8 protein-coding genes are annotated in these 13,499 nt (G+C 49.6%); 1 reads left to right on the top strand and 7 read right to left on the bottom strand.

Going from position 1 to position 13,499, the window contains the following annotated elements; translation table 11 throughout:
* Nucleotide 1: 1 nt before the first annotated feature.
* Together ACIFSR_RS23360 and ACIFSR_RS23355 are read right to left on the bottom strand one after the other, a co-directional pair.
* On the bottom strand, nt 2–2,896 hold the full coding sequence (locus ACIFSR_RS23360; protein WP_430060258.1) for an extracellular solute-binding protein: 2,895 nt from the start codon (nt 2,894–2,896) through the stop codon (nt 2–4).
* Nucleotides 2,897–2,991: 95 nt separating this feature from the next.
* The gene (locus ACIFSR_RS23355) at nt 2,992–4,374 is read right to left on the bottom strand and encodes an ABC transporter substrate-binding protein (protein ID WP_339204240.1); all 1,383 of its coding nucleotides are present in this window, start codon (nt 4,372–4,374) and stop codon (nt 2,992–2,994) included.
* 381 nt (nt 4,375–4,755) lie between these two features.
* Here ACIFSR_RS23355 and ACIFSR_RS23350 point away from each other — a divergent pair, with 381 nt between their 5' ends.
* On the top strand, nt 4,756–5,517 hold the full coding sequence (locus tag ACIFSR_RS23350) for a response regulator transcription factor (RefSeq protein ID WP_339204241.1): 762 nt from the start codon (nt 4,756–4,758) through the stop codon (nt 5,515–5,517).
* 162 nt (nt 5,518–5,679) lie between these two features.
* On the opposite strand, the gene ACIFSR_RS23345 is transcribed toward ACIFSR_RS23350, so the two are convergent.
* The 5 genes from ACIFSR_RS23345 to ACIFSR_RS23325 form a co-directional block, all read right to left on the bottom strand.
* Entirely contained in the window at nt 5,680–6,555 is an 876-nt protein-coding gene (locus tag ACIFSR_RS23345) for an ABC transporter ATP-binding protein (RefSeq protein ID WP_430060255.1), read from the bottom strand.
* A 3-nt stretch (nt 6,556–6,558) separates the two neighbouring features.
* Nucleotides 6,559–9,426: an ABC transporter permease gene (locus tag ACIFSR_RS23340; protein ID WP_339204243.1), complete on the bottom strand. Its 2,868-nt coding sequence runs from the start codon at nt 9,424–9,426 to the stop codon at nt 6,559–6,561.
* A 55-nt stretch (nt 9,427–9,481) separates the two neighbouring features.
* A complete protein-coding gene (locus ACIFSR_RS23335) occupies nt 9,482–10,567 on the bottom strand; it encodes an efflux RND transporter periplasmic adaptor subunit (RefSeq protein WP_339204244.1) in 1,086 nt (361 codons plus the stop codon).
* Nucleotides 10,515–11,198: an ABC transporter ATP-binding protein gene (locus ACIFSR_RS23330; RefSeq protein WP_430060460.1), complete on the bottom strand. Its 684-nt coding sequence runs from the start codon at nt 11,196–11,198 to the stop codon at nt 10,515–10,517. The genes ACIFSR_RS23335 and ACIFSR_RS23330 overlap by 53 nt, the downstream gene beginning before the upstream one ends.
* Before the next feature lie 538 nt (nt 11,199–11,736).
* Complete coding sequence (locus ACIFSR_RS23325) at nt 11,737–13,275, bottom strand: glycoside hydrolase family 43 protein (protein WP_430060457.1); 1,539 nt, start codon at nt 13,273–13,275, stop codon at nt 11,737–11,739.
* Nucleotides 13,276–13,499: the final 224 nt, after the last annotated feature.

Below are 13,499 nucleotides of genomic sequence, written 5' to 3'. Positions count from 1 at the left end.
ATTACGGTAAATTAAATTCTTTCCGCTTAATCTCGATTTCATCGTTAATGTAGAGCACATAATCGTTAAGCGCTTCCCTAGAATTCTCGTTCGCGTTGACGACTCTGCGGAAGGCGTTGTCCAGATGTCGGCCGGTGAAATAACCTCCCGGCACTTGAGGTATGCCTTCAACCCACTCCCACTGACTGGACAGATTGTTGTAATCCTTGATTGGCCAAGGCAATTCTGCAAGTGCTTCTACGTTAGCAGTTGGATAACGTGCAGCTTCGCCCATTAAACCTTCCATTTCTCTACCGTAAGCAATTTGCGTATCCTTGCTGGTCCACCATTTCATAAATTCCCAAGACGCTTCCTTATTATCGGCATTCTCCATCATCATAACGCCAGTCGTATGACTGGCTACCGCATGATTAACGGTTCCGTTATCTTGCTCCGTACCAGGAACGAGCGTGAACTCCCACAGCCCTTTAATCTCAGGCGCGAGCACCGTCAGCATGTTATACGTTGTATAGTCCGCAATGCCGATTGGCATCTCGCCCGTACGGAATCGGTTCGGGAAGTCTGCCAATACCGGGAATTTGTAGTTCGTATAAAATTGCGTCCACTTCTTAAACATTTCCATAGATAAATCCGTATCAAGCGCACTCTTCTTATCGTCATCACGATAGAATTCGCCGCCATTCTGATAAAGCAGCATAGAGAAGGTCGCATTCGGTACGAGACTTGCGTTCGTAGCCTCGATTGGCAGCCAGAACTCCATGTTGTGCTTCTGGAGGACGGAAATCATGTTGTAAATATCCTGCCATGTCTTTGGCGGCGCAAGCCCTAGCTCCTCAAGAATATCCTTCCGATAGAACAGCATCGGGAACGACTGCTGCTCAGGCAGTGCATAAACGCCTTGATCGTACTTGTAAGGCGTAAGTCCACTGTCATGGAAACGCGAGGCTACTTCATCGAAATCACTAAACTGGGTCAAGTCTGTCGCAGCATCCCGCATCGCATAATTCACGGGAATGTCCTCACCGATTTGCATGGCAACGTCAGGTCCCTCGTCTGCCAGTGTTGCCGGAAGCAAGATGTTCCCCGGTACAAGCCTTAAATCTATCGCGACATTCGACTCCGGCGTGAAGGAATCGTCGATTAAGCTCTTAAGCACCTGTGCTTGATCCCGCCCCGTTGTAATCCACACCGTTATTTTACGGTCCTGCTCTCCTCCCGTATTGCCGATGCTGTCATAGTCCTCGGTATAAGAAGCAAAGTACGCACCAAGCTCATGCTTCATCTCTTGAAAAAAAGTCGCTCCCGCTCTCGGAAGCTTCTTGTCTGGAGAGGACACAATGAGATAGTCCAGCTTAATCGGTTGCTCGCGAACCGTGAGAATCCACGTGCCTAATCCCCCGACATTCGTTTTAAATGCGGTTAAGCGATTGCCAACCGTTTCCGGATTTTTGATCATTTCCTTTAATTGACCAACCATTGTATGAAGAACGGCTACTTTGTCGCTCCGCTCTCCTGTCGATTTCTCTAAATAATCGGCTACGTTCTGTATGATTACGGCTTGCTCTTCGAATGTCTTAACCATATCCGGTATCCGCTTCCCTAATTGGTAATCACGGAACGGATCGGGCGTATTTGACGTGATCATCAATATTTTCCGATACATCTCATTAAGCTGCAGCACGCTGGATTCAATCGTTCGAATGAGCGGGGCGATATCGCCGAGTGAAACTTCCATTCGAATGCGATGCGTTCCCTTGGACAAATGGAACAAATACGGCTCTTCTTCATCGCCCAGTACGTTCATCTCCCAATCCATGTTGAAATTAAAGCGTAAGCGCTTCATTTCCAGGAAAGGAGTCTCTCCGTCGATCGTCAGGCTTCGAGTGGCGTATATGCCGCGCAGTGTATCCTGCTTTTGCTTTAACGCGATTTGATATAAGCCGTCTTCTGGGGCTTCAAACTCCCACTCGATCCACTGTCCAGGAAGCTTCCAGTTCGTTCCGCCGATCGTATTGATTCGAAGCTTCGACACATTGTAAGGGATGACCGTCGGACTCGATCGGTCCGCCAGCGGATATAACGTAGGAGATGATTTGGCGACCGCGTCCTCCGCTTGTATTTCAAGGTATTGATCCGATACTGCCTTGATTCCTTTGGTCTCATACTCTTTCTTCATATCCTCATACGAATACAAAACTGGTTCCTGATACAGCTCAATATAATCAATCGCCATCGGTTCCCTTAAGGCCGTCAAGGAAAACGATTGCTGCCCGCTCTCAAAGTAAAAGGAGTAAGGCTCGTCATAATATCCATTTCGATCCGTGAAAATTCCGATTTGCCATGCCGGTTTTTCTACCTGCCTTGGCCTGATTTCATTGCCGCGATCGTCACGCTCGATTTCGTCCTGTCGATTTCCCCAAACTCGATCGAATAATAATATATCCGCTCCCTTAAAAGGGACTTTTTCGTTAATGGCAAACTGCCTTTCGATCGCAGAGCTTTTTCCCTCGATCGGCAAATAATGAATCCTTATGTTGTACAGACCCGCTTGTTTTACCAGTACATCCCACACAATGGAGCCGTTATCCGGAGTGACAACCGCCTTGCCAGACAGTCCTTCTAAATCGTCCGCTATGTCGAACCCTTCTCCAGTCGTTCCCGAGAACTTCTCGCCCTCTATTCGGATGACTTCTTCCGGCCGCCCAGCATTTATGTGGCTAGTCAAATACGCATCATAACTGTCTTCTCCTGCTGATGCCGTAACAGCGTCGAAATCTCCCATGGCCATTACACGTCTGCTATCCTTCGAATCTGAAGGGTAGAAAGCCCATATAGAAGTTGCCACTATAGTGAGAACGAGTATAATTGCGATGTAGTTCTTCTTTCTGAAGTTCAACTTTTCTCCCTCCTGCAGTAAGAAGTTAAATTCAACAACAGTCCCCATTAGAAATATTTCTAAAATGGGGACTGTCTCTCACACGTTATTACATGTTAAGAACCATACACCGCATCAATCGCCGCTTGGAATACCGGTTTATACTTCTCGACAACTGTAGATACCGATACCCCGCTGTTGATCTCTCCGACAAAGTCCCAGAACTTCAAAGCATCGCCGTACGTACCATGGTCGAATACGATCATGCCAGATCCTACTTGCTTAGCGTTGTTAATGTCATCCTCGTTCGCAAAATTGCTTTCAAGGGACGCTTGACCCGGATAGTCATATTCGGAGTCGATATCGTTGATTTTTTCCCAAATGTAAAGCAGCTGCTCTGGATGCTCCACTGCCTTTGGAATGGTTAGTGCTTGGTATGAGCCTTCGCCGGAATGATATTCCGTTGCGCTTGGTCCTTTAGGGAACGGTACGAAGCCGATATCCGCATCCGGCATATCCGTTTTGAAGCCATTCAGTTCATAAATGGCACCGGCATACATGAGCGTATTTCCTTGACGGAAAAATTGTCCAGGCTCGGTCCAATCTCCACCCTCAGTCGGTCTGTACACTTGTTCGGTTGCGAGTTTCGACAAGAAATTCAATGTTTCCTGCGTTGCTGGATCATCTAGGTTCTGCTTGTCGCCTTTCGTCAGGTGAGCACCGTTCGAATACATCGCATGTTCGACAACTTGAGAATTTGCAAGCCCCCAAGTATCCAGCTTGCCGTCGTTGTTTGTATCTTTATTGGCTTCTTTCGCTGCTTGAACGAATGTATCCCAATTCCAGTTGTCTTCTTTCACATAATCTTGAAGCGCCTTGATGCCAAGCTGATTCAAGAGCGTCCGATTGTAGAAAATGCCTTGAATCAGGTTGCCCTGGTCTTCTGTGAACGCATAGCCTTTGCCCTCATAAGTAAAGAATTCGCTTGTAGCCTTTTGATTGAATACTTTCGTGTTTTTCGTATACTCGTCGACCGGCCAAAGCAAATCTTGCTTGACTAATGTCGGAATCGTATAGTTTCTTCCCAAACGGACGATATCGCCAAGCGGCTCTCCAGCAAGCAAGGATGCTGTTACTTTTTGTTGATATTCGCCGAAGTCGACCGCTACGTATTCCATTTTGAAGTTATGCTTCTTCATCAGTTCATCGAGGTTTTTCTTGCGTTGTATGTTATCCGGATTGTCTTCTTGAATCGCCATATCCCACCAGGAAACGACTTTGATCGTTCTTCCACCCATGTCGAAGTCCATCTCGGGCGAGCTGTATAACTCTTCTTCTCCGTCGCCCTCAGGAACGGTCGTCTCCGTGCCCGCATTGCCCGAGCCATTGTTCGAGCCGCCGTTTGTTCCGTTGTTCTTGCTGTTGCCCGAGCCGCTGCTGCATGCAGAAAGAACGAGAACGAGCGCGCATAACAAAACCATTAATTTACGAATCTTCATTGCGAATCCCCCTTAACATATTGAACTACATCGAAAGTGTAGCGCTTTCATAAGGCAAGCAACAACCTGTTGAATATCAGGTTTATTACCCGTCATATTCTAGATTGGAAATCATTTACTTTCGCCAAAAGCCGATTTTTTTTCAACAAGTAAAAACCTGTGGGCAATGCAAAGAAAAGCACGTTGTATCCACTGCCCCCAATTTACATAATTAAAGCGTAGACTTATCTCCCGTCAGGGAAACCCCTAAGTACAAGTATAAGAATGTAAAGCATCTGTTGATTTACTGTGCTTATATTTCACAGCGAAACGTTAGCTTTTACAGCCAAAGACGGCGGTAGACGTTTACGCTCAAGCAAATGCAATTGGGAGGTAACCATCGTGTATAAAGTGCTGCTTGTCGACTATGACTCCACATCGTCGATGGAGATGTTGCAACATATGCCAGAGTGGAATGGAATTGGATTTGAATTGGACGCTTATGCGAACAGCTCTGCGGACGCTATCGAATTTCTCGATCGAAACTATTTTTCGCTCATCCTGGTCGGCATGAACGGCTCTCACCATGACGCCTTGTTTCTTTGTGATTACATTCGCCGGAAGAGCCGCGTACCTCTCGTCTTGATAGGCGGAAGCAACGACTTCCAGCTTGCCAGAAAGGCTCTCTATTACCAAGTAAATGATTATTTGCCAGACCCTGTTTCTTCTGTCGAACTGACTACATGTCTTCTGACCGTCAAAGGCGAGCTTGATTGTGTAAACGATAAAAATAAAGCGCTATCATGGACGCCAGTGGAAAATGATGCCCAGCTTCAGCCTAATATCATCGAGAGGGTCAAGGAATATGTCGATGAATCGCTGCATCAAAATATTACCTTAAAGCAAATTTCCAACAGTCTGCATTTCAATTGCTCGTATTTAGGTCAAAAATTCAAGTATCAGGAAAATATGACCTTCAATGAATATTTGCTGCAACAGCGCATGGAGAAAGCAAAGCTGCTGCTTGAGAATACGGACATGAAGGTGTACGAAATCGCGAATGAGATCGGATATTCGGAGATGGATTGGTTCTATAAGAAGTTCAAAGCGTATACCGGTGTAAGTGCTAACGAATATCGTAAGATGTTTTCCATTATCGCGTAACCGCTTACATTTTTTTTGCATAGCAGTATCGACTGACATTTCTAGCAAAAAAACCTCATCCTCGCCTAATAGCGGGAAATGAGGTTTTTGCTTTTGTATAGGAGGTTTCCAAATCACGTCATAATCTTTAAGATTGCTGCTACGTTAACTTTCCGTTCGTTCCTAACGCGGATAGAGGACAATGCGGCCATCCTCCATTTCTACCCTCACCTTGTTGATTTCTTTGAATCCTTCCGTGTCTAGGAAACCGGAAGGAATTTGCAGGCGACCCGCTTTATCCAGCACCGCATATTCCGTGTGGCTCTCCGCCTCCAGCATAGCGCTTTCGGCATCCAACATGGCCAGCTCATCAGCGTACGAGACTTTGCGGATCATCTCTGCCGACGTTTTGCCATCCCGAATCTGGACGACCCGGTCCACCTTGCGAGCCAGTTCCGGATCATGCGTTACAATTACGATCGTAATTCCGATCGATCGATTAAGCGCTCGGAACAAATCGAGTACTTGATTCGATGTGTTCGTATCGAGGGATCCTGTTGGCTCATCGGCGAGCAGCAGCTTCGGATCGTTGGCAAGCGCGATCGCGATCGCCACCCTCTGCTGCTCACCGCCAGACAGCTCATTCAGCCTGTTCTTCATCCGGTGGCCAAGCCCAACCGCCTCCAGCAGCTCCATAGCCCGTGCCCGCCGGCGCTTGCCGCGAAGCAGCATCGGAAGCTCCACATTAGCCAGCGCCGTTAAATAAGGAATAAGATTACGCGCATTGTTCTGCCATACAAAACCGACTGTATCCCGCTTATAGGCTACCAGTTCCTTTTCTCCGAACTTCAGCAGGTCTTTGCCGTCCACATAAAGTTTGCCGGCCGACGGCTTGTCAAGTCCCCCCAGCATGTTCAGGAGCGTCGACTTGCCGCTGCCTGAATTGCCGATAATCGCCATTAGCTCGCCGGCCTCGACCTGTAGATCCAGACCTTGCAGAGCGAACACCTCAAGATCCGCCATTTTGTAAATTTTGACGAGTCCTTCACTTCTAATCATCCTTTACTCCTCTCCAAGCTTGAGTGCTTGTGCAATCCGGATTCTCGACAAGCGGTAACCGAGAATAAGCAAACCCAGGGTCAGCGTAATGCCGACGATGCTGTACAGCTGCAAATAATCACTGAGCTGCTGAATCATTTCAAAAGGCGGCACTTGATCCTTCGTTGCGAAGGACATCTCGAAGAGCGGTACGAATAGCTCGCTTATCGAATTGCCGATGAAAACACCCAGAACAACTGCCGCTCCCGAAGTCAGCAATTGTTCGCTGACGAGCATGCCGATAATTTGTCCGAACCGAATACCCATTGCCCCGAGCACGCCGTATTGAAGTGTTCTGCCTGACAGCGTGAGCACCCAGAACAGCAAGAAGCCGAAAAAGCTGATGAGCATGGAGATAACGAATCCGAGCGTCATAACGCCATTGATTGCGAGTCTGAACGGATCGTTTTTCGATTCAATCAGCTCTTGCGTGGCATCCTGAAGCTGGATGATTCGCAGCTTCTTCTCTGCCAGTTGGTCGTAGACGAATTGGCTTGTAACGCCATCCTTCAGTTTCAGCCATACTTCGTATGGCTCTACAGCAAGTCTCTTCTGAATTGTTCCGAGATGGCCTACGATCAAGTTGGGCTGAACCGCTTTTTCATTATCCTTGCTGCCCGTAGGAAGCGGATTCCAGCTTGGCCAGTAGTCGATAATGCCATAGACGATGAATTGCGCCTGATCGAGCCCGTCCCAGGACAAGCTGATGGTGTCGCCTGGCTTTGCTTTTGCCTTCTTCGCGATTGAACGAGAGATCAGTACCGCCTTCGTATTAGGCGCGAGGAGATTAAGGTAGCCGTTAATGGGATAGTCAAGCAGCCCATCCTTCATCCATGTCGTCTGGCCGAAGTTCATCGTGTCGATGCCAAAGAGCGTCGTCGCTCCGCTTGCCCCGCTGGCAGGCGTGACGAAGCGCGCATTCTCTTTCTTAAATACTTTAGCACTCGCCTCAATGCCTTCCAGCTCTTCGAACGGCTGAAACGGCGGCTCGATGTAATTTACCCGGCTCGAGCTGGACGGTGTCGGTTCGGTCAGTGTTTGAGAGGCCGACGACATATAGGTTGAGGGACGCGCATCGCTTTCCCAGCGGGTCATAATCGACATATCCGCTCCGATGGCGTACTGAATCTTGCTCTCCATGTTGTCGTTTATGGTTCGGGCCGCATTCGCGCTAAAGAGTCCTGTCGCAACGGTCATGATCAGAAACAGCTTAATCGTCTGATATTGACCAGACGATCGGCTAATCTGTATTAGCGTGTTGTACAGCGCCGGCGACCACCATCTGCGGCCTGCCCAATAGATTAGACGTATGAACCACGGATAAACCCGCAGCAGCAGCAAGCCGCCCCCGAGAGCAAAAAGCGAAGGCATCAGAAACAGCATCGGATCGAGCTGGAAAGCATCCGAATCAAGCCCTAACCGCTGCAAATCCTCCTGCCGTTTGTTGAAATTATAGAGCAAATACATAGCAACGCCGACGAGGATAAAATCAAGTCCAGTCTTATGCCAAAACGTCAGCTTGTTATGGCGGGCATTCTGCTGCTTATGACTGACGATACTGACTCTGGTTGCCATGAAAGCCGGTATGAGAGTCAAAACCAATGCGGCAGCTACCGCTGCACCCGACATCAAGTAAGCGCTGCTGGTCAGACTGACCTCAAGGGCCGAACGATCGACGAACTCTAGGAAACCGTTCGAGGCGCCTAATACTTTAGTGAACAGAATGCCGAGAAAAGGACCAACCGCAAGTGCGCTAACGCCAAGAAACAGGCTTTCGAACGTATAGGCCGTCATAATCTGCAGACGACTTGCCCCTCTGCTGCGCAGGACGGAAATCTCCGTCTTCTGCCGTTCAATAATGAGATTGGCGGCCATGTAGAGATAAAAGGCGAGCATCAGCATGACCGGCGAATAAAGAGACAGCATCATGATATCAAGCTTCTCTTGCTTTCCTTGATAGGCATCCACAGTCGATGTGGCAGGGATATTGACTTCGTCGACGCCGATGCGACCACGGAAATATCGCCTGATGTCCTTGTCGGCCTGTACGAATGCATCAATCGAATCGATCGTTAACTTCTCGTAATCAAGCGCCACGCGCCAATCGAGGCTCGCGAGCTTCGTCTTGCCTCCAATTATAAAATCGCTCTCGAATTGATCGAATGGAATAATAAAACCATCGCTGTCCTCTGAAGCGAGATAAGGCAAATAAGGATCAGCAGTCGGATCCGTCTCCATGATCCCTACCGCGATAAAGCGGAACTTCATTTTGTCCGGCGCTTCCGCGATCAATTCATCCCCGAGATCACGCTTCGTCGCAATAAGGAACTTCTGCGTAACGAGAGCCTCGTAAATGCCATCCGTGCGTACGGCTGGCATCACGCCGTCGATCAGGCGAACGCGCTTCTCAAGACCGGATAGCGACTTGATGCTGCCCGCCGCCTTTTGCGACTGCTTCTCCTGATCCGTAGCATCAGCTCCGTACACCTTCATTCGCTGCGTGAAGCGTTGTTGATAAGCGGATAAAGCTTCGAGTCCCGCTCTTCCCGGTATCGTTTGCACGAATCGGTCAGCCCGCCTGATGGCCTCTACTGTCTTCTCGTCCACGGTCGATGAGGATACTGTCGTTCCGATGCGGATATATCCCGGATACACGCCTTCTTGAAGCTGCACCGATTGAAGCTCCTTCTGCAGCGTCTGCTGCAATATGGCTTCGGAGTAAAGCGGCATGGAGCTGAACAAAGCCACGCACACAGTAAGGCCGATCCAAAGGTTCAACTGCAGCCACTTGTTGTTTGCCATCTTTCGAAGGATCATCGTCCATAAGGCCATACGTACACCCCATCCCAGCGCCGGATACATTGCTGTATCCGGTCTTCATTGTTAGTTAGTTGTTCAAGATGACCTTCTGGCCTTCCTCGAGTCCCTTAATGATTTCGGCCTCCGTCGGCGTTATCAGCCCCACCTCTACGTCGACCTCCTTGCGTCGCTCGCCTTCCGCCACCTGTACGTAATAGCGCCCCATGTAAGAACGAATAGCCGAGCGAGGCAGGATGATGACGTTCTCGCGCTTCTGAAGCTCGATCGTCAGCTCGGCGCTATCTCCGATTTGGATGCCTGCCGGGGCCTTATCCATGCTCATGTAGAGCGTTACAGCATTGCGCTCTGCTTTGGATCCGTCCGTTCCGATAGGCACAGTGGAAGGCGATTGCAGCACTTTGCCTGTATACGCCTTTCCCTTATATTTCAAATTGACCGGCATTCCTGCTTCGACCGGCTGTACCTCCTTCATGTCTGCGGCAACATAAGTAAGCTGAATGCGGGACGTATCCGCGATCGATACGATAGCCTGGTAGGCGTTCACAAAGTCGCCCGCATTCAACGTCTCCACGAACGTCACCGTTCCGGGTAGGGTCGCATAAAGACGTGATTTTGCAAGACGCTTCTCCATCGACTGAAGCGATATTCTCTCGCGTTCGAGATCGATTTCGCGCAAACGCAAGTCAGTGGTCGACGCGCCGTCAAGATATGCTTGCTTGAACAGCAGCTCTGCTCGTTCCACGTTAAGCTGTTGAAGGCTAACCTGAAGCTCAAGATCACCGGTTTCCTGCTCCACGAGCAGATCGCCAGCGTGAACTTCCTGCCCGGCGCTTACCTTGATTGCTTTGAGCCGGCCTCCCGATTCCTTGAATGACAAGTTCTCCGCGCTCGAGGAAACGAAATGAGCCGTTCCTTTCAGATATGTCTGAATCGATCCGCGGCTTGCTTCTACGATATCCAATTGCTCCTGCGCTGGCTGAACAAGCGGCGGCTGCAAAGCAGACTGCTCTGCAGGGAGAAGGCCGCATCCGGACAGCGCTAGCATCAATGCCAACACCACTGCCGATCGGCGCACGCCTGAAAGCAGCAGTCCGCCTCCCTTATTCGATGTTCGTTTGCGATACAATTCTTCCATCCTCCAATGAAATGACATGATCGACAAGCTCCATAATGCCCGGGTCATGCGTGGTCAGAACGACCGTCATACCAGAACGATTAACGAGCTCCCGGAATACTCTCATCACTTGAAAGCCCATTCGGCTATCGAGCTCCGCCGTCGGCTCGTCCGCGATGAGCAGCACAGGCTCGTGGGCAATTGCCCTTGCGATCGCCACGCGCTGCTGCTCTCCTCCTGAGAGCTCGGCCGGCCGGTGCTTCATTCTTTCCTTCATCCCAACCTGCTCCAATGCCCGTTCCGCCGCCTCCCGATTGCCCTTAAACGGCGTGCCCGCAACGCGCAGGCCGAATTCCACATTCTCGTATGCATTCATGAGCGGAATAAGTCCAAATGACTGGAAGACAAGGCCGATTTCTTTGCGCCTCAGAGCACTTCTCTCTTTTCCGGTCATACGCGTAATTTCTCTGTCTCGGAAAAACACTTGCCCTTCCGTTGGCTCGTCAAGCGCGCTGAGCATATTCAGCAAAGTCGTCTTGCCTGAACCGGACCTGCCCTTAAGCGCAACCATTGATCCGGCTGGTATAGCCAAATGAACATCCGATAACGCGGTTACGGCGCCACTGCCTCTACCGAATACACGCTTAAGGCCGACCGCCTTCAGAATCATCCCGCCGATTGCTTCTCCCGGCAATTCTAACTTCGCCAATACCGCTAACCTCCTCATTTTTCCCCGTTATTACTATTTATTTTAACGCTTTCATTTCTGTAGAAGTACCTGTTCATTTCTTGTTCGTTTACCCTATAAACGATAGCTTTGTTCTCCATTAACGACTAAAAAACAACAAATTGAACCCTAAATCGCAAGCTAAGGCCTCTTTTCAATTGAACTATATAAGTTGAACTAAAGTTTCTCGTTTTGGTCGCTGGGCGAGAAGATCATTCTTACGATCGCGGTTGTAACCAGATTTTTTGATTGACTAAGACATTTAAAGGTAAAAATCCGGCTACAAAGGCGAACTCTGCGTTTCTCCAGAACGATCTTCTCGCTTCGCTTAAACTGTATTCCTTTAGTTCAACCAATATAGGAACTCCACTAACAACAAAACCTCTGCTTTACATCAAAGAAAAGACTCGCAGCGAAGAGGCTGCAAGTCTTTATCTGTTCAAGGAAGATGAATCGATTTCATTAAGGGTAACCTTTTCAATTATTTAGAAAACTGCCATGCACGAAATGTGAACAAATCCGTATCGGCCTTGCCTTTGAACACAAAATACAGATCGTGAATGCCTACGGCGCCTTCAACCACCGTATTTACTTCTGTCCAGCCTGTCGATCCGTCATCAGCCTGTGGAACAGCAAGCGAACCTATCAAATCGCCATCCGGACTGTCCAAACGAAGCTCTATGACGGCAGCTTCGCTTCCGCCTGCTATGAACGCCGAGAACGTAGAGGCGCCGGCGCCGAAGTCCACACCTGACACAGCTGTCCAATCGCCGTTGTGAATAGCTCCGATTGCAACCTCTTCTACCGTCGTTCCGTTATCGTCCATCTTATGTAGCAACGCATCAATGCCTGCGCTCCAAGCAAGCGTCCCCGCCTCCACTCGCACGAACGGGTTAAGCTTATCGAGCTGCGGTACGCCTTTCAAATCCGCTTCAATTTCTAGAATCGAGCCGTCCGCGCCGAAGCTCACTTTGTTCAAATGCGTCGATCGATAGCCTTTCGGTACACCCATCGCCTTTGATAATGTCTGCGCGTGATACGCAATGTACCATTCGTCCTGGAATTGGAACATCGCATGGTGGTTATTGCCGCCCACGCCGAAGAAGTGTCCGGGATTTTTCAGAATGGTGCCTTGGTATGTCCACGGCCCCATAGGATGATCGCTTGTCATGTAAGCGATTTCCCCTGCTGGCGGGCTTCCTTCTGGACGAGTGCCGTCGTAGAAGTTCGAGCAGTATGTGTAATAATAAGTACCGCCTGCTTTATTAATGCCGGCATCCTCGAACATAAATGGCGCAGGAATGACAGCGGCTTCACCGACGACGCTGATCATGTCGTCCCCTAGCTGCATAACGCGAGCCGTATCCGGCTTCTCCTCTTTGCCCTCTGGGATACCCCCGCCAAAGTAGATGTACGCCTTGCCGTCATCATCGACCAGCACCGCCGGATCGAACAGCCATGTCACGCCTTCTGCGGCCGGCGCCGATCTCGCAATTAACGGCTTGCCGATCGGATCGATCCAAGGTCCCGTCGGGCTGTCGCTCGTGAGCACGCCAATGCCACTGGCGTTATTCGCAAAGTAAAGGAAGAACTTATCCTTGCCGTCAATCACCTTATGCGCCGCTGCCGGCGCCCAGGATTGCGTCGCCCACTTCGCCTCCCCTTCGGGACCAGCGGCAACTACGAAACCATGATCCGTCCAGTTCATTAAGTCCGAGGAGGAAACGATCGACAGCCGCTTGATTGATCCGTAAGAGTTATCCTTCACCTCTCCAGCGGAGTCGTATTCTAGTACGTCGTAGGTATTGTAAATATAAACACGGCCATTATATACGAGAGCATAAGGATCTGCGCCGAATTTATGGGATACGATCGGATTGCCGTTCTGCGGAAGCTTCCCGACCGCGCTGGCAGGCGGCTCATAGCTCAACTTCGAGGTTGCCTGGTTAACGTCATATGCCGTGTTATTATGATTGGACTCCAAGATTTCCAGACTGCTTACCTTCAATTCATCTTTCATTTTCACAATCAACTCCCGCTTTTGTTTTAATGTAATCGTAGCCAGCGCTTTGCTGCCGTCAAGATTCGTGAATGAAACCTTGGAACCGTCGTCATTGCTGATCCAAAGCTCCAGCCCTTCATCGGAAGGCTTTAAGGCGACATTTGCCGCCGAAACATTATTGAGGTTCAGAACGATCGAACCGACTTCGAATGCAACCGGAATGTGAAGCAAGGCGCGAATTT

The organism is Paenibacillus sp. NRS-1760 (assembly GCF_050467785.1).
Taxonomy (GTDB): domain Bacteria; phylum Bacillota; class Bacilli; order Paenibacillales; family Paenibacillaceae; genus Pristimantibacillus.
The sequence above is the reverse complement of the archived record's forward strand: the minus strand, read 5'-3'. Positions and strand labels throughout refer to the sequence as shown.

What these genes read in the sequence shown, in the direction of transcription:
- ACIFSR_RS23335 (WP_339204244.1), bottom strand. Translation starts at nt 10,567, where the DNA reads ATGTCATTTCATTGGAGGATGGAAGAATTGTATCGCAAACGAACATCG.
- ACIFSR_RS23325 (WP_430060457.1), bottom strand. Translation starts at nt 13,275, where the DNA reads ATGAAAGATGAATTGAAGGTAAGCAGTCTGGAAATCTTGGAGTCCAAT.
- ACIFSR_RS23355 (WP_339204240.1), bottom strand. Translation starts at nt 4,374, where the DNA reads ATGAAGATTCGTAAATTAATGGTTTTGTTATGCGCGCTCGTTCTCGTT.
- ACIFSR_RS23330 (WP_430060460.1), bottom strand. Translation starts at nt 11,198, where the DNA reads ATGATTCTGAAGGCGGTCGGCCTTAAGCGTGTATTCGGTAGAGGCAGT.
- ACIFSR_RS23340 (WP_339204243.1), bottom strand. Translation starts at nt 9,426, where the DNA reads ATGGCCTTATGGACGATGATCCTTCGAAAGATGGCAAACAACAAGTGG.
- ACIFSR_RS23345 (WP_430060255.1), bottom strand. Translation starts at nt 6,555, where the DNA reads ATGATTAGAAGTGAAGGACTCGTCAAAATTTACAAAATGGCGGATCTT.